This is a genomic window from Paenibacillus oenotherae (assembly GCF_019443105.1).
In the GTDB taxonomy this organism is placed as follows: Bacteria; Bacillota; Bacilli; order Paenibacillales; family Paenibacillaceae; genus Paenibacillus_Z; species Paenibacillus_Z oenotherae.
The window spans coordinates 112,064-129,009 of record NZ_JAHZIJ010000005.1 but is presented as its reverse complement, the minus strand read 5'-3'; the positions used below and the strand labels follow the sequence as shown (position 1 = coordinate 129,009).

Sequence of the window (16,946 nt, the reverse complement as noted above, 5' to 3'; positions counted from 1 at the left end):
AATGCAGGTCGTACAGCAACAGCTTCAGCCGTTTACATGGAGCGATGCCGCCTATCTGGCCCCTGAATGGATATTGATTGTGGTGGCGATCGCGCTCGTTATCCTTGATTTAGCTATGCCGCGCCGAATGAACAGAACCGTTATCGGCTGGCTGACCCTGGGCGGATTGTTGACATCACTAGGCTTTGTCATTTGGCGGCTGATCGATATGAAGGGAGCTCCACTTCCCGAGGGTGTCAATGCGCAGCTTGGCAATACGATCCGGTTATTTGGAGACAGCTATCGGATCGACGGCTTCTCCAGCTTGATGAAGATCATCTTCTTGGCGGCGGCTGTGCTTATCGTATTAATAAGCATCGGCACCGTAAGAAGCAAAGAAATACCGAATAAAGGCGAGTTCTACTATTTGCTTCTTCCCGCCGTTGTCGGCGCAATGGTCATGGTATCCTCATCAGACTTGATTACTCTGTATGTGGGCCTTGAGCTGCTGAGCATTACAACGTATATTTTGGTCGGCATGCGCAAATATATCGTTCAATCTGCGGAGGCGGCGTTCAAATATGTCGTCACAGGCGGCATCTCATCGGCCCTGCTGTTGTTCGGGATTTCATATTTCTACGGCGCGAGCGGTTCGACCAACCTTGGACAAATCGGGATGAAAGCTGCACAGGCCGGAGATTTGACACCATTGATGTATGTAGGCTTCTTCTTCGTACTGGCGGGCTTCGGTATCAAAATCGCAGCGGCTCCGTTCCACTTATGGGCAGCTGATGTGTATCAAGGAGCGCCAACGCCAATCAGTGCATTTTTGGGCGTTATCTCGAAGGCGGCGGCACTCGCAGTGCTCTTCCGCATTGTACAGAATGTCGGATTGCTGGGCTCTTACACGAAGCCGATTGCTGACGATGTGAACCTTGCAGTGCTAATTATGGCAGCTGCGGCAATGATTGCAGGCACCACCGCTGCGCTGAGACAGCACAACATGAAGCGTCTTCTTGCGCTGTCGGGTGTCGCGAATGCCGGGTACTTGCTAGTTCCGGTCGGCCTAGGATTAAGCGGCTTGCATACATACGTGGGAGAGTTTATCTTCTACTTGGTCGTCTATCTGTTTATGAACATTGGCGCTTTTGCTGTGTTGTCCGTTATTAGCAAGGCGGCGGGCCATGAAGAGCTGAAGGGATTTGGCGGGTTGTACTACCGTGCGCCTTGGACAGCAGTTGCGACCATTGTGTTTGTTCTCTCCCTGGCGGGACTGCCGATAACAGGCGGGTTCTTCGGCAAGCTGTTCATCCTGCTTGGCGCCGCACAAGCACAGAATTATTGGATTGTGCCGATCATGGTAGTGACCAGCGTGATATCTTACTACTTCTACTTCGGCATTATTCGCCAAATGTTCATGCGTTCGACAGGCGATGATCAGGAAATAGCCGTACCTGGGACCACAGGTATTGTGATCTGGCTCAGTGCTGCTGCAGTCGTTGCGCTAGGGGTTATGCCGGGTGCCGTCATGGATTTTGTTTACAAATACTTCTCAATTGCTGCGGATATGTTATTTTTATATTTGTGATTTATTTAAGCACTCTCTGGAATAGATTATCGGTGAAACCTATTTGTGGTTATAACCGTTTCTATTTGAGGGGAGTGCTTTTTCTATGGCGAAAACCGGCTCCGTCAACAAGTACAGCTTCGGAATCAATCCAGTACAAGAAGTATCGAAACAGCGCTAATTCTGAAGAATATTGGATGTCAATGCTGCATGGCTAGGCCCATTGACATAGGATAAACTGGACATTGCTGTGAGCTGTAATGAGTTGTATACTAGGCTCTATGTGTATAAACGGCAAGCATGTGAGGATACCACAAATGTCGGTATGTATCTGTGTGGAGTTTCATAATACTAATTTGCAGGTTAAAGGCAGAATATGATGGGACAAAGGAACTGGAGCGATCACTTCAATAGCATAAGCAAGTCAAAGTGGAGCGGTCGGCAGGGGCGCCCCGGTATGACACGGGGGCGCTCTCCGCGGCTAGCGGAGATCGCGCTGCGGTGCTTGCTCGCAGCGCTGCTGCTTTGGAGCGCCCCTGCGGCAGCTGCCGCAGCCGCAGGGGCCGCTCCCGCGGCTGCGCCGTCAGCAGCGGAGGGCGGGACCGGCCTGGCAACGCCAGCCGACCCCGCCGCCGCTGGCGGCGCCCGTGAGGAGCCGCACAGCTGGCTCCTCAAATGGCGCGACCCCGCGCAGGCGAAGCCGCTGCACGGGACAGAGCTGGTCCGCCGCCTGGAAACTCCGGCGGCGGTGGACATCGTCCGCCCCGACAATCCTGGGGCGGACACCGAAGAATGGCTCCGGCGGCTGGAAGAAACGCCGGGCGTGGAGTACGTGCACCCCAACAGCCAGGTGGAGCTGCTGTCGGCAGCAGGGGCCAACGATCCTGAGCTGCCTAAGCAGAAGCATCTGGATCAGATCGGGGCCAAGGAAGCATGGTCGATTGTCCATGACCAGACAGATTTTACAATTGCCCTAGTCGATACCGGTGTTGATCTGGATCATCCGGATTTGAAGGACAATCTGGTTGAAGGCAAAAACCTCGTGTCGCCGGGCAAACCCCCGGAGGACGACAATGGGCATGGAACAAGCGTGGCCGGCGTGCTGGCAGCCGAGGGCAACAACGAGAAAGGGATTGCCGGCATCCTGTGGCGCGCCAAGATCATGCCCATCAAAGCACTGGACAGTGAAGGCTTTGGCGATGAAGAGCGTTTGGGCGAAGCAATATTGTACGGGGTCAAGAATGGAGCGCGAATCATTGTGCTCTCCGTTGGTTTGTACCGATACTCGCCGTTCCTGAAGGATATTGCGCTGTATGCGGAGAGCAAGGGAGTGCTGCTGGTTGCAGCAAGCGGGAATGATGGGCTTGCATTAGGAGCTAAGACGGAAGTGAAATATCCGGCTGCGTACCCGACCGTGCTCGCAGTATCAGGAGCGACGGCTAGCAACAAGCCGGAGCCCAAATCCAATTCGGGCTCAGAGATCGATATCGCAGCGCCCTGGAATGTGTATACGACGGCAGTTGGCGGCGGCTACAAGCACGAGGAAGGCACATCTATGGCTGCACCTCAAGCAGCAGCGGCAGCAGCGCTCGTCTGGGCCGTGCATCCAGAATACAAACCATATCAGATACGGGCGGCATTAAGGCAAAGCGCCAAGGATATCGGTTCAGGCGGACTCGATAATACGACAGGTTATGGTTTGCTTCAAATTAATAAAGCGGTTCGCATTGATCTCAAGACAGATGCCTACGAACCCAATGACAGTCGCGACTATGCCAGACGCTTCCCATTAGGCACGAAAATTTCCGCAGAGCTCAGCGGCGGCAAAGACAGGGACTGGTACATCATCGATGCGCCTTATGACGGTTCCATATCCATTCAATTCCAAGGCATCATCGGTCCGGGAGATGCGCTACCTACGGTGCAGATGACGCATTATGCGGGCAACAGGGCGCAGAGCTCCAAGGAAACGAAGCTGGGCAACCAGACAGTGGAGTGGGATGTGAAGAAGGGGCGCAATTATTTTGAGCTGAAGATCTTCAAACGTGAGGCGACAATCCATGTGCCCTATCTGCTAACCTCGACGTTCGACATCAGTCCCGATTCATACGAGAATAACGATAAACAATATCAGGCAACAACGCTCTTGCCACGCAGTCAGACGATAACCGGCAACTTCCATCAAACCGGCGATCGGGATTGGTTTGCCATTAATTTCACAACAGGCGGGACATTGAAGCTCTCCGCATCTACAGATTCGGCTCGTGTGGATCTTGCTCTTGCGATTCAGGAGAAAGAAGAAGCAATGCATGAAATGGACGATAATTCTGAAGGCGAGAGCGAAACATTAGAAGCTATAACGATAACACCGGGCACTTATTATATTCGTATTCATAATGCCATATCAGCGCAGGCCAGTCCGATTGCCGCACAATATAAGCTTCAGATGGAGTTCCAAACCCGATATACAGATCCCAATGAGCCCAACGACAAATCATACGAGGCCACAGTCATTAATCCGGGTGCAGATTATGTAGGTGTATTTGGTTCTAAGAGCGATATAGACTGGTATCAGTTGCGATTGGCAAAGCGAAGCATCGTGCGTTTAACGGTAAGCGGCATTCCGGCAGACAACCGGCTCAAGGCCCAGTTGCTCGATAAGCGCCAGCAATCCTTATACTCCCTTCAATCAGAGCGAAATCGAACCGTAATGGTGAGGGAAGAGCTGCTGGAACCAGGTGTATATTATATAAAAATGACAGCTGCCGCTCCATTCGATAAGCATTATTACACGGTTCGTATAAATGCAGATGAGATGGTTGCAGAATTCAGGGATATTGCTAACCATTGGGCGGAATCCGTTATTGTGCAGTTGAACAAGAAAGGGATTGTAGGGGGAAACGGTGATTACCGCTTTGACCCGAACCGGCGCATTACAAGAGCAGAAGCGGTATCGATGCTAGTCCGTGCTTTTAAACCACGGAAAGACAGCGCGATCGTATTCAATGATGTTGCCGCCAAGCACTGGGCGAGCGGGGCGATATCAAGAGCAGTAGAGGCTGGCTGGGCAGCTGGTTATCCGAATGGGAAGTTTGGCCCAGATCAATCCATCACCCGTGAGGAAATGTCAGTTATGCTGGCTAGAGCGCTGAAGCTTCGAACGGTGAAGCCGGCTCAGAGTCCATTCACAGATGTCGAGCCAACCAGATGGTCGGCAGGATCGCTGAGCGCAATGAAGCAGGAGCAGCTGATCGGGGGCTATCCGAACGCTCTGTTCAAGCCGGAGCAGAATGCCAGCAGAGCGGAGTTTGCATCCATGCTCATAAGGGCAATAAATAAATCATAACGTTGTTATCATATGGAGGATTGAAATGGATTTGAACGAAATGGCCCAAACAGCCGGGCAGCAAGCTTTGCTATCCATCATTGTCGAGCTTTTTGCAATCGTGGCTGCATGGATTGTGCTGCAGGAAGTAAAGCTTGAGCCGTTGCTGCGGAGGCCGCGAAGCGTGCAGGCCCGCATCCTGCAAATTATGCTTGCAGTTGTGATTGGGCATCTGTTTGCCGGCTTTTTGATCGACTATTGGAAGTGGTCTGGACTACTCCGAGGACTTGTCGAATAACAATGCTGAAACATGTCAACAATGGGTAATACATGACGGTCTCAAATTCAAAACCGGTTGCGAATGATATATAATGCCTCAATCCGACAGGAATAAAATAACGCTTGTCGATTCGTGTAAATGAATGTTAAGATGAAGGTTGGGTACTACACCCTAGTCTCATAATTTTAAGAAATCAGGAATATCAATCTACTGCGCGCGGAGGGAAACCTTAAGATGAGCAAAATAATCGTCCGCGGTGGCCAGCGACTTTCCGGGAATGTACGTGTAAGCGGCGCTAAGAACGCTGTGTTACCCATTCTTGCGGCCACATTACTAGCAAAAGAAGGAGAAAGCGTCATTTCAGACGTGCCCTTTCTTGACGACGTAATTACGATTCAACAAGTGCTTTCTGCATTAGGCGGAAAGTTAACATACGAGAAAGAGACGATGCGCATCTCCGCGCAGCAGCTTACATCATTTGAAGCTCCTTATGAACTAGTTCGTAAGATGCGGGCCTCGTTTCTCGTTATGGGACCGTTGCTGGCAAGACTTGGACGTGCAAGAATTTCACTTCCAGGCGGCTGCGCTATCGGGACCCGTCCGATTGACCAGCATTTAAAGGGCTTTGAAGCAATGGGAGCCGAGATTATACTTGGCCAGGGCTACATTGAAGCTCGTACTGAGGGTCGCCTCAAAGGCGCTAAAATATACCTCGATGTCGCCAGTGTTGGCGCAACTGAGAATATTATGATGGCTGCCTCGCTGGCGCAAGGAACCACAACCATTGAGAATGCGGCTAAAGAACCAGAGATTGTGGATCTAGCCAACTATTTGAACGCCATGGGTGCAGTAGTCCGCGGGGCGGGTACTGGGCTCATCCGGATCGAAGGCGTCGAGCAATTAAATGGTGTGGCACATACAGTAATTCCTGACCGCGTAGAAGCGGGTACTTATATGATAGCTGCTGCAATTACTGGCGGTGACGTTCATATTGAAGGAGCGATTGCGGATCACTTGGCGCCTGTTATCTCCAAGATGCAGGAAATGGGTGTAGCAATTACTGAGACCGATAATGGCATTCAAGTAAACGCGTCCCGCAAGCTCAAGGCAGTTGATGTTAAAACCTTGCCATACCCAGGTTTTCCGACAGATATGCAATCCCAGATGATGGCGTTGCTCATGGTATCGGAAGGTACCAGTATTGTAACGGAGACCGTATTTGAGAACCGTTACATGCATGTAGAAGAATTCCAGCGTATGAGCGGCCAGATCAAAGTTGAGGGCCGTACAGCGATCATCAGCGGCGGATTCCCGTTATCGGGCGCGAAAGTTTGCGCAACAGATCTGCGTGCAGGTGCAGCGCTCGTCTGTGCAGCATTATTCGCCGATGGTGAAACGGAGATCTCCGGTATCCACCATGTTGATCGTGGTTATGTCGATATAACAGGCAAGCTTGCGTCACTTGGTGCGGATATTATGCGTATTGACAGTACGGACTCGACAGTTCTTCCGCAAACAGAAGCATATGATTCAAATTATATAGCTGTGGTGGAGTCCATTGAGCCAGCTCCAGTAGAGGCTGATGTAATAATTGCAGCAGTGGCAGTGGAGTCAGCTGCTGATAAGCTTAAGGAAACCGCAGAGTACGATTTCAAAAGAGATAAGGATATTCCCCGCATCAAAGCTCAACCAACTTGGGCCTAAAGCTTCAGAACCATAACACCTTTTCTTCGCGCTTGTACGAAGGGGGTGTTTTTTCTTGCCTGCATTCCGCCGTAGGTCCTCACTATCCCTATAAGCTCCTTATGTCCACTATCCCCTTGGCTCAGATGCTTGGCTCAGATGTATTGCAAAGATTGCTGTTTTTCCGATTCTGCGAAGTCAGCTAATGATCAGATCAAATGATTCCCGAACAACCTCTCTCCATCTGAAGGAGTAGGCGAGGGAGGTTAAGCGGCTTGCCGGTTCCGCAAGCTATACTGGCCGTCGCTGTTGCTGCGGGTAAGTGCAGCATAGGTGATGGTCTCCGTGGTTGCAAATAACTGGAACAGCTTGTGGAAAGCCGATTCCTGTTGAAGTGAATGATTCAATTTAAAACAAAACTCATCTAAATAAGCTTGCAGATGTTTAGGGCCAATTCCATGATATATGGTATTAATCCAGTTGCTGGCCTCCTTGCAGCGCCTGAGCAATGGCTGAAATCCACGAAGGTTGTATCGCTTGGTCTCAACAGTTATATCTGCATCTACAGTTACATTTCGTTTAATAAAATACTCTGTTCCTGAACGGAGTACGCTGCTGCTGTTGCAAGAGAGATGCTCCGCTTGTACCTGCTTAATTTTGATGTGGAGAGGCTCTCCCTGTCGATTAATTGAAGCGCCGACCAAGAGAGGATGTTCCCCTTTGTGACGATGAATGGTCGGATTGTAGGGTCTGCCGTAAACCGCTGCATTGACCCGCACGATTCCGCCAAGGAGTTCACTCGCATTCGATTGGCTCATGGCGAAGCGAAGCTTGTGGAGAATAAGCCAGGCAGTTTTGTAAGTGACTTCAATAGCAGCGGCGAGCTTTACAGCGTTTATAGGCGTATTAGGACATGCAAACAGAAATACTGCCCTGAACCATTTGTTCAATGGAGTTCGACTTCCCTCCATTATAGTTCCTGTAGTAAGAGATGCTTGGTAATGGCAATTGAGACACTGATAGAGCGGCAGCCGACGGGTACGAATTAGAGAGGCTTGATTGCTTTGGCAGCGTGGACACGAATATCCATCAGGCCACTTGGCCGCATATAAAATATCAAAACAAGCCTCTTCGGCGTGAAATCGGCGACAAAAATCCTCAAAACTCAGCTGATGCAGATCGAACAGATGCATACCCAACTGATTTGAGCCTCTGTGCTCTGAATTTGGCTGATCCAAACCCGGTTCCTCTGAATCCGATTGTTGTGAATCTGCTTGTTCTACACTCAATGGCTCTAGACCTGACCGCCTCTCATATACATACCCGGAGTGAAGCTCTTTCTCATGTTTATCAAGGGCTATTCGGTTAAGGGCAGACGGGTAGAAAGTATGCAGTCCTGATCGCATGATTGTTCTGTGCATTGTATTTACCACCCTCACTTTATCCACGGTTACCTCATATCCAAGTGAAAATTAAATTTCCAAGTCGAACATTGCATCAATGTTGCGGCAGAGTCCCCTTGTATAGCAAAGCCTAATAATAGCTTCATACGCGGATCAAGTTGAAATATGCGGATAAGCAAGATGGTTGATGGTGCTATGAATGATTATTAAAATTCGAATGCAATAGTAGGATTGACAGGAACAAACGTTCTTGTTTCATTATATCGAACTAACGTTCCTATATCAATATAAATTTTCCAATATTTCAATTGAATTATTTTTTGATATTAAATTGGCTGCGATGTAAATAGAGAAAAAGAAAAATAGGCTAGCACAAGCTGAATCTGAGCCATCGGGATAGTGCCCATAGGGGTCGGGAACCGCTACACCACCGAGTATCCGGGCGCTTCCACCCTCCATTTGGATGAGTACTATCCTAGTATTCTCGCTCATAGACTCTAGAGAATGAAAGACATCAGAGAAAGGGGAATTAGATGAAAAAAGTACGGGTGCGATGGGGTTCTGACAAGCATTATAGATGGAAATTAGGTTCTGGGCGGTGGTGGGCTCTTTTTGCAGGCGGGCTCATCATTGCTGCTCTTATTAAAGGATTCCCATCGCAGCAAGCGGCTCCCGGCCTGGATCTGAATGCAGCGGCTAAAGGAGTCGAACCTCAGCGGCAGGAACAACAGCAACAGCAGAAGCCGGCAACTGCTTCCCCAATGACTCAAACTTCTTTTGTAGAGAGCGCACAAGATGCTGTATTGCACGATTATGATCGGCTGCGCATACAAGTCTATTTGACGGCGGACAAGCGTATGGAGCGACTTCCGATAGAGCTCTATGTCAGAGGAGTAATTGCAGCAGAAATGCCAATCGAATTCGAGCTGGAGGCACTTAAGGCGCAAGCAATTGCTGCCAGAACGTATATTTATCGCAGGCTGTACGCGGGTACTTCCGGTGATTTGCCCGCAGCTGCCATGACTGCGGATGTCACTGATACGGTCAAGCATCAGGTCTATCTTTCGTTAGACAGGCTGCTTAACCGATGGAAGGATGAACGTAAACGAGTAAATTTGGAGAAGCTCAATCGGGCGGTTGAAGAGACGAAAGGGCAGATCGTTACTTATAACGGGGAGCCGATACAGGCGGCCTTCTTCTCTACGAGCAACGGCTACACGGAAAATGCTGTTGATTACTGGAGTTTGGATCTCCCTTATTTGCGCAGTGTGGCAAGCCCTTGGGATAAGGATATTTCCCCCCGCTATAAGGAGACGGTAACAATGAAGCTCTCTGAGTTTGCCAGCAAGCTGGGTGTGAAAAGAAGCGAGATTCAAAGCATGCGCATTCTAAAAACGACGGAGGGCAGGCGAATCAAGCAGCTTGCGATAGGCAAGAAAATCTATAGCGGGCGCGAAGTGAGAGAAAAGCTGGCTCTCGCATCCTCGCAATTCAGATGGACAATCGACAGTGATGTCATCTCGATTACCACCTACGGTTTCGGGCACGGTGTTGGGATGAGTCAATGGGGGGCAAACGGGATGGCGCAAGCCGGGAGCAAGGCGGAGCAAATTATTAAGCACTACTATACTGGCACCCAAGTGGAGCAAGCTTCTAAACTACCAATACCGGGCACATCTTAAAATCTTTAAAAATGTTATCCCTCACGTATAAACTGCTAGGTTGTGGCAACAATGGCTAGTGAGGTGATGGATAATGAATGATCAAAACAAACCTAGGCTTAAAGAAGACGCTCCCAAATCGAATGGAATGGGAGGAACTGCCGTAAGACCTTCTGCATGGAGAAAGCTGCTGTCGAAAAAGTGGACAGCACCAGCAGCATTTATGGCCGCGGCAGCAATCATCGTAACCTTAATGTGGATCTACGGAGGCGCAGCCGAAACATCTAAGACTACTGGCAACACAAGCCTCGAGGTCAGTCAAGGTACGGATGAGAGCACCGACGCAGCAATTAACGAAGAGACACTGGAGGTAGCTTCGTCGAATGAGACACTGCAGTGGCCGGTTCTCAATCATGCCGAGCTGATTGTGACGGCTCCATTCTATGATGCATCAGCTTCTAGTGAACAGAGGCAGGCGGCTATGATTCAGACGGGCAATACGTACACGCCGCATATGGGCATTGATCTATCCAGCAAGAATGACAAGTCTTTCGACGTCATGGCAGCGCTGAGCGGCAAGGTTACAGTTGCAGAGCAGCATCCTCTGATTGGCAGCATTATCGAGATGAAGCATGCAGACGGTATAGTTACGGTGTATCAAAGTGTCTCGGATGTACAAGTGAAAGTTGGAGACGAAGTGAAGCAAGGCACGCTGATCGCCAAAGCGGGACGCAGCGAGCTTGAGAAGGAGCTTGGCACTCACTTGCATTTTGAAGTGCGGGAGAATGGCAAAGCGGTTAATCCGAATATTTTGCTGGAGCAGTAGAGCTTCAAGCCGCTCCGGCAGTGATGACAGCAGAGGCAGGGGAATCCCTGTCTTTTGCCATGTTATAGTGACTTTTCTGATTCTCAAGACCCCCTTTTTATGAAAATATTTGCTTGATCTAGGCTTGTCACGCTTGGACATAAAGAATATATACCCGTACCCCTCATATACTGTACCAAACTATCTCGAGTAGGGAGGCGGGAGCGTGCACGATTACATCAAGGAACGGACCATAAAGATCGGCCGTTGCATCGTCGAGACGAAGCATACGGTAAGAACGATCGCCAAAGAGTTTGGCGTCTCCAAAAGCACGGTGCACAAGGATTTGACCGAGCGTCTGCCGGAAATAAATCCTGATTTGGCCGACCAGGTAAAACACATTCTGGAGTATCACAAATCGATCCGGCACCTGAGGGGAGGAGAAGCGACTAAAATCAAGTATAAGAAAACCAGCGGACGCAAACGCGAGGTGCTGGCTGCAGCAAAATCGTAAGCGATTTTTTCTGCAAAAAATAGAGGAATTTCGTTCAATTTAGCGAATACTGTACGAGATGAATATTGGATCGACTACTATTCGCGTTGGAGGACCTACGACTTATGTTTAGCAAGGATATCGGAATTGATCTTGGTACAGCGAATGTCTCCATTCATGTGAAGGGAAGGGGCGTCGTTCTCGATGAGCCTTCGGTCGTTGCGATCGAAAGCGAGACGAAGCGTGTGCTGGCTGTTGGAGAAGAAGCACACCGTATGGTGGGACGGACACCAGGCAACATTATCGCCATACGCCCGCTTCGAGATGGCGTAATCGCTGACTTCGAAATTACAGAAATTATGCTCAAAGCTTTTATCGACCGTGTAGGCGGTCGCTCCTGGTACAGCCGTCCGCGGATTCTGATCTGTGCGCCGACGAATATTACTTCGGTAGAGCAGAAGGCAATCCGCGAAGCGGCTGAACGGAGCGGAGCTAGAGACGTTTTCTTGGAAGAGGAGCCAAAGGCAGCAGCAATCGGCGCAGGGATGGATATTTATCAGCCAAGCGGCAATATGGTTGTTGATATCGGCGGTGGTACGACAGATGTAGCCGTCCTTTCTATGGGCGATGTCGTTACCGCCTCTTCTATTAAAGTCGCAGGGGACAAGTTCGATGCGGCAATTATGAAATATATCAAGAGCAAATACAAGCTCTTGATCGGTGAACGGACGAGCGAAGATATTAAAATCAAGATCGGCACGGTATATGAGGATGGCCGCCATGAGGAAATGGACATCCGTGGACGGGATATGGTTACCGGTTTGCCGCTTACGCTGACGATTCATTCGGAAGAAGTTCGCGAAGCGCTGTGGGAACCGGTCTCTTCTATTGTCTCGGCGGCCAAATCGGTGCTGGAACGGACTCCGCCGGAGTTATCTGCGGATATCATTGATCGTGGCGTTATTCTGACTGGCGGCGGTGCCATGTTATCAGGGCTAGACGCGCTGCTTGCGGAAGAACTCAAGGTTCCGGTGCTTATTGCGGAAGATCCGATGCATTGCGTTGTTAAAGGAACGGGGCTGCTGCTGGAATACTTGGACCGTGTTCCACGGAAGAAATAGCAACCGCTGGACATTTATTCATAGGTAGGGCGCTTTAGGGGAGCGCGCCGAGGTGAGTAAATGAGTCTTAAGCCGCATAGACGACTATTCATCATGCGGATTCATTATCCGATATAACTTATAGATACGGAAATGATTAAAGCGTACGCTTTTGATACCGGGAGGTTAGCTCCATGCTAAGAGGTCTATATACGGCTGCGGCAGGTATGGTTGCGCAGCAGAACCGTCATGATACGGTTACGAACAACATATCGAACATCAACACACCGGGTTATAAGCAGAATAACGCGGTGACTCGTTCGTTCCCTGAGATGCTGCTTCAACTGACTGGGGTTGAGGAAGGACAGGGGAAATCAATCGGGCGGATCAATACGGGTGTCTTTGCAGAGGAAAGCCTGCAGATTCAGCTGCAGGGCGATCTTATGCAGACCAACCGCTCCAGCGATTTCGCTATTATGTCTGATATCGAAGTGCCGGGCATCAGATTCGATGCATCCGGGAAATATGTTTCGGAGGACGGCGAATTAACATTCCAGCCGCAGGCCTTCTTCACTATTGAGGATGCCAGCGGTGAGCCTCGTTACACTCGTGCGGGCAAATTCACAGTGGACGAGCAGGGATATCTTACGATGGCTGACGGCTCCAGAGTTCTTGGGGCGGGCGGCACGCCAATTCAATTGCCAGCCGGTGTGTCCATGGATCAATTGACGCTCTCGCCGGACTTTCAATTAATCAATAACTTAACGGGTACTTCGGTAGGGCAGCTGCTGCTTACTCGGGTAGACAATCCCAATGAGCTTGTCCGCGAAGGAGACGGTAAATTCCGCTTGCTGGGTGAAGCCGCCGGCAATGCGCGGCCGCTTGAGCCCGGAGATCGCGTTGAAGTCCGTCAAGGCTACATAGAGCGCTCCAATGTTGATCCTGCACAATCAATGGTAGACCTGATGTCCGCCATGCGTGCTTACGAAGCGAATCAGAAGGTTGTTCAGTTCTATGACCGCAGCCTTGATAAGGCTGTCAATGAAGTGGGACGGGTCTGATACCTAACCGGCTAGTGATGAGATATTGAAGGAGGCCGCCAGATGAACGGCTCTATGATTAATGCGATGGTATCTATGAACGGCTTGCAGCAGAAGCTGGATATGCTCGCCGACAATATTGCCAATGTTAATACGGCAGGTTATAAACGCAAGCAAGGGACATTCGAGGATCTGCTTACTACGCTTAAGCAGCAGCCGGAAGCCTTCGCACAGCCCGGACGGCTGACGCCTCTAGGCTTTAATCAAGGCTGGGGCGCGCGTCTGACGATGATTCAGCCTGATTTGTCGCAAGGCCCGTTGCAGCAGACGAACGAGCAATACGATCTTGCAATCGAAGGCGATGCTTTGTTTGAAGTGATGACAGATGATGCCGGCAACCGTGCCTATACAAGAGGCGGCGCGCTTCAAGCGACTTTTGACGCTGCGGGAACGAATATTTTGACGACCAAGGATGGTTATCCGCTCACAGGCGTTAATGGCCAACGAATCGTCATACCTGCGGAAGCCAAGTCGGTTCGTATCGAGACTGACGGAACTGTACTGGGCATCCTGGGCTCAGGGGCAGCTATTCAGCTCGGGCAATTGAGATTGGTTCAAGCGGTTAAGCCCGCTCTGCTTACTCAAGTAGCGGACAACCTGTTCGCAGTTGCAGACGGTCTGAATGCGGATGATATTGTTCGCGCTGTTACAGCTGGAGGAGATAATGGAATAGCGATTCACCAAGGTTATCTGGAGCAATCCAATGTGAATCTTACAGATGAAATGACAGAACTGATTAATGTGCAGCGCGCTTATCAATTAAGTGCAAGAGCGTTGTCCTCGAGTGAAACGATGATGGGGCTCGCCAACAATCTGCGCGGGTAGGAAATGAGTTGACTAGTATGGAAACGAAGAAAGAAACAGCTGCGGGAATAGAAGGGGTCTCACATGCGGAGCGATCCAGATTGATGGGGGATGCTTCCAGGGACAACCAGTCATCGGGAGAACCGCAGGTTAGCAGGCTGGAAAGCCGGAATAGGGAACGTGAGCAGGAGGAGAATTGGGATGGCCGATCAGAACGGCCACTAGTCCTGCGAATTCTGCTTTGGATGCTGCTCAAGAGCATTGTCCCGATCCTTTGCATTCTAATATTGTTAATCGGGTTGTATATCGGATTTGTTATTGTTGGAGATAAACCGGGATCTGATGCGTTCAAATGGTCTACGTGGAAGCATATGTACGATCTGGTGTTTGCGGACTGATATGTCGCTATATGATCGTTATAAGGGCCCCTGCTCACTGAGCAGGGGCCCTATGTTATGCTGTGCCGGCTTATTTGGCTGATACTCTCATTGTAACAGTCTTGCCCTCGAATACTGCTTTGATCGTTGCGGAGCCTTTGCCAATTACGGTAATAACGCCTCCTGCAACGGTCGCTGCCTTGGCATTGGAACTGGTCCATGTCGCAGACTTCGTAACATCTTCGATACGGCCGCCTTCATACAGCGCAGTCACCTTTAACGTTTTGACATCGCCAGGTTTAAGAGCCAACGTCTTATCGGATATGTCGAGCTTCTTAATCTTCTGCTTGACCACAATAACGATCTCGACCGTTTTCTTCTGGTAAGTTCCTGTCAGCTTGCCAGTGCCTTCAGCCAACCCTTTGATTGTACTTCCATTAATTGTAGCAAGTGTCTCAGGGTTGATTGTCCAGTTCATCTTGGAGCCCAGTGCTACGGACTTGCCGCTTTTATAGATGCCTGTCACTTTGATTGACTTGGTACGTCCTGGATTCAGCGTAATAGATGCTGCTTCAACGAATACCTTGGTAATTTCTTCTTCGATTGAAACTTTGATCGTTGTTGACTTGCCCAAGTAGGAGGCAGTCAGCGTTGCGTTGGCAGAACGCAGCCCCTTCACATTGGGGGCATTGATAAGCAAGTAGGGGGAAGAGCTCTTCCACGTTATTTTGTCGGTTACATCGGTTTCTTTGCCGGTCTCGCTTGTCATCGTTATCGTCGGGAGCTTGGTTTCTGTGCCGATGACTACGGACAGGTTCTCTTGTGCTGCCGTCAATAGGACGGGCTTCTCGTGCACATTAATTGTAACAGTCACTTCGTGATTCTGAATAACGGCTTTCATTTGTGAGGTTCCAGCAGCTTTGGCAGTCCATTTGCCGTCTTTCAAAGCGACAACTGCTTCATTACTGCTTGTCCAGCGTACGAGACTGGATACATCAACGGTCTCTTCTGCAAGTGATTTGGCTGAAATTTTGGGCATCGTGATCGTTTCGTCAATGAAAGCATCCAATTCGTTCTTGGCAGCTGTGAGACTGCTGACAGTCGGATATACGGTGATGGATACTTCCTTGGTCAAGCCTTTGTAAGCCGCTTTGATCATCGTAGTACCGATCCCTTTAGGTGTTACAAGACCGTTGGCATTTACAGTTGCCGTATAGACATTGCTGGAGGTCCAGGTTGCAAGACTGGTCACGTCTTCTACATAATCAGGAGCGTTAAGCACCTCAACCTTGAACTGTACTGCCGCATCCTTTAGCGTCCAATGCTGCTCTTCCTTAGGGGTGATCCGCATCGCTTCATAGGCAGGTCGCACGACAACGGTGATGGTATCGCTCGCTCCAAGGTGGAAGGCTGTAATGGTTGCTGTTCCTGTGCCGACAGGAGTAAGGATTCCTTTGTCCACAGTAGCGATGCCTGCATTGGAGGTCGTCCAAGCAGCATCGTTGGTAATCGATGTGCTGATGCCTGCTTTCGATAGCGCTGTTGCCGAAAGGCTGGCGGAAGAATCCCCTACCTTGAACTCTACAAGCTTATCCGTATTGGCCGGAGTCTGGATGGTGACGGACTTGTAAGGAGAGGTTACTTTTAATTTGATTGTATCTGAACGGCCCTTGTACTTGGCGGTAATTGTAGCTTCTCCTGCTGAGATTAGCTTTACTTTGCCGCTGCTGACAGTAGCGACCTCGGCATTGGAGCTGGTCCATTCTACGCCGGATGTTACAGTCGTATCTGCTCCATCCTTCGTTGCGGTCAATCCATACTCCGGCGTTGCTCCGAGCTCAAGATCAGCTGATTCAGGAGCATCTGCGCCGCTTGCAGTAATTGCTATACTGTCGTACTTGTATTCTGAGGTTACGTTAAGCGTCACTTTGAACCCTTTATATTGGGCGCTGATCTGGGCGCTGCCGTTGCTGACGGCTGTTAGAGTGCCTTTATCCACCTTCACAATAGAAGAATTAGTGGATGCCCAAACTGCGTCTTGGGTGACATCCTTTCTTGAGGTCGTGCCTTGAATGATTGCATTTAACTTGAGGACAATGGTTTCGTCATCAACAAACAGCTTTGCCGGTGATGGAATCGTCTCGAATTCAATGCCGGTTACGGTATCCTCGGCAAATGCGATTCCTGAGAAAGCGGACAGTGTCAGTGCGATCGCCAGCATACTGGCCAGCCAAGACCGCATGAGCCGATTCTTAACGGCCAATTGTAATTGGTTCATGATGAATATGTTCCCTCCAGCTTCAACGATTTCTACTACTATATATAGTTAACGGCTAGAAGGTCGCGAAATTGAAGGGTTTCGCCAATAC

General features: G+C 49.9%; 13 protein-coding genes. 11 read left to right on the top strand and 2 right to left on the bottom strand.

Annotated features, from left to right (window positions below; translation table 11 throughout):
- Nucleotide 1 precedes the first annotated feature (1 nt).
- From K0T92_RS09770 to murA, 4 genes are all read left to right on the top strand, one after another.
- Nucleotides 2–1,567 carry an NADH-quinone oxidoreductase subunit N gene (locus K0T92_RS09770; RefSeq protein ID WP_219872275.1) on the top strand — a complete coding sequence of 522 codons (1,566 nt, stop codon included), beginning with the start codon at nt 2–4 and terminating at the stop codon, nt 1,565–1,567.
- Between the two features lie 436 nt (nt 1,568–2,003).
- Nucleotides 2,004–4,892, top strand: coding sequence for a S8 family serine peptidase (locus tag K0T92_RS09765; RefSeq protein WP_219872274.1), 2,889 nt, complete (start codon nt 2,004–2,006; stop codon nt 4,890–4,892).
- Nucleotides 4,893–4,917: 25 nt separating this feature from the next.
- Entirely contained in the window at nt 4,918–5,169 is a 252-nt protein-coding gene (locus K0T92_RS09760) for a DUF1146 domain-containing protein (RefSeq protein ID WP_219872273.1), read from the top strand.
- Nucleotides 5,170–5,385: 216 nt separating this feature from the next.
- A complete protein-coding gene (gene murA, locus K0T92_RS09755; protein ID WP_219872272.1) occupies nt 5,386–6,855 on the top strand; it encodes a UDP-N-acetylglucosamine 1-carboxyvinyltransferase in 1,470 nt (489 codons plus the stop codon).
- Between the two features lie 245 nt (nt 6,856–7,100).
- Here the strand turns inward: murA and K0T92_RS09750 are convergent, their stop codons facing one another.
- Nucleotides 7,101–8,255, bottom strand: coding sequence for a transposase (locus K0T92_RS09750; RefSeq protein ID WP_219872271.1), 1,155 nt, complete (start codon nt 8,253–8,255; stop codon nt 7,101–7,103).
- A 515-nt stretch (nt 8,256–8,770) separates the two neighbouring features.
- Between K0T92_RS09750 and spoIID the strand changes: the two genes are divergently transcribed.
- The 7 genes from spoIID (at nt 8,771) to K0T92_RS09715 (ending at nt 14,598) form a co-directional block, all read left to right on the top strand.
- A complete protein-coding gene (gene spoIID / locus K0T92_RS09745) occupies nt 8,771–9,919 on the top strand; it encodes a stage II sporulation protein D (protein WP_219872270.1) in 1,149 nt (382 codons plus the stop codon).
- 73 nt (nt 9,920–9,992) lie between these two features.
- Nucleotides 9,993–10,724, top strand: a complete 732-nt coding sequence (locus K0T92_RS09740; RefSeq protein ID WP_219872269.1) for a M23 family metallopeptidase — start codon at nt 9,993–9,995, stop codon at nt 10,722–10,724.
- 205 nt (nt 10,725–10,929) lie between these two features.
- On the top strand, nt 10,930–11,217 hold the full coding sequence (gene spoIIID / locus K0T92_RS09735) for a sporulation transcriptional regulator SpoIIID (RefSeq protein ID WP_188997743.1): 288 nt from the start codon (nt 10,930–10,932) through the stop codon (nt 11,215–11,217).
- A 104-nt stretch (nt 11,218–11,321) separates the two neighbouring features.
- The gene (gene mreB / locus K0T92_RS09730; RefSeq protein WP_219872268.1) at nt 11,322–12,317 is read left to right on the top strand and encodes a rod shape-determining protein; all 996 of its coding nucleotides are present in this window, start codon (nt 11,322–11,324) and stop codon (nt 12,315–12,317) included.
- Between the two features lie 173 nt (nt 12,318–12,490).
- A complete protein-coding gene (locus K0T92_RS09725; protein ID WP_219872267.1) occupies nt 12,491–13,357 on the top strand; it encodes a flagellar hook-basal body protein in 867 nt (288 codons plus the stop codon).
- 42 nt (nt 13,358–13,399) lie between these two features.
- Nucleotides 13,400–14,221 carry a flagellar hook-basal body protein gene (locus K0T92_RS09720; protein ID WP_219872266.1) on the top strand — a complete coding sequence of 274 codons (822 nt, stop codon included), beginning with the start codon at nt 13,400–13,402 and terminating at the stop codon, nt 14,219–14,221.
- A 17-nt stretch (nt 14,222–14,238) separates the two neighbouring features.
- Nucleotides 14,239–14,598, top strand: coding sequence for a DNA-directed RNA polymerase subunit beta (locus K0T92_RS09715; protein ID WP_219872265.1), 360 nt, complete (start codon nt 14,239–14,241; stop codon nt 14,596–14,598).
- A 70-nt stretch (nt 14,599–14,668) separates the two neighbouring features.
- Here the strand turns inward: K0T92_RS09715 and K0T92_RS09710 are convergent, their stop codons facing one another.
- The gene (locus K0T92_RS09710; RefSeq protein WP_219872264.1) at nt 14,669–16,855 is read right to left on the bottom strand and encodes an Ig-like domain-containing protein; all 2,187 of its coding nucleotides are present in this window, start codon (nt 16,853–16,855) and stop codon (nt 14,669–14,671) included.
- Between the last annotated feature and the right edge of the window lie 91 nt (nt 16,856–16,946).

Coding starts and splice junctions, on each gene's coding strand:
- K0T92_RS09770 (WP_219872275.1), top strand. CDS start 2: ATGCAGGTCGTACAGCAACAGCTTCAGCCGTTTACATGGAGCGATGCC.
- K0T92_RS09765 (WP_219872274.1), top strand. CDS start 2,004: ATGACACGGGGGCGCTCTCCGCGGCTAGCGGAGATCGCGCTGCGGTGC.
- K0T92_RS09760 (WP_219872273.1), top strand. CDS start 4,918: ATGGATTTGAACGAAATGGCCCAAACAGCCGGGCAGCAAGCTTTGCTA.
- murA (WP_219872272.1), top strand. CDS start 5,386: ATGAGCAAAATAATCGTCCGCGGTGGCCAGCGACTTTCCGGGAATGTA.
- K0T92_RS09750 (WP_219872271.1), bottom strand. CDS start 8,255: ATGCACAGAACAATCATGCGATCAGGACTGCATACTTTCTACCCGTCT.
- spoIID (WP_219872270.1), top strand. CDS start 8,771: ATGAAAAAAGTACGGGTGCGATGGGGTTCTGACAAGCATTATAGATGG.
- K0T92_RS09740 (WP_219872269.1), top strand. CDS start 9,993: ATGAATGATCAAAACAAACCTAGGCTTAAAGAAGACGCTCCCAAATCG.
- mreB (WP_219872268.1), top strand. CDS start 11,322: ATGTTTAGCAAGGATATCGGAATTGATCTTGGTACAGCGAATGTCTCC.
- K0T92_RS09725 (WP_219872267.1), top strand. CDS start 12,491: ATGCTAAGAGGTCTATATACGGCTGCGGCAGGTATGGTTGCGCAGCAG.
- K0T92_RS09720 (WP_219872266.1), top strand. CDS start 13,400: ATGAACGGCTCTATGATTAATGCGATGGTATCTATGAACGGCTTGCAG.
- K0T92_RS09715 (WP_219872265.1), top strand. CDS start 14,239: ATGGAAACGAAGAAAGAAACAGCTGCGGGAATAGAAGGGGTCTCACAT.
- K0T92_RS09710 (WP_219872264.1), bottom strand. CDS start 16,855: ATGAACCAATTACAATTGGCCGTTAAGAATCGGCTCATGCGGTCTTGG.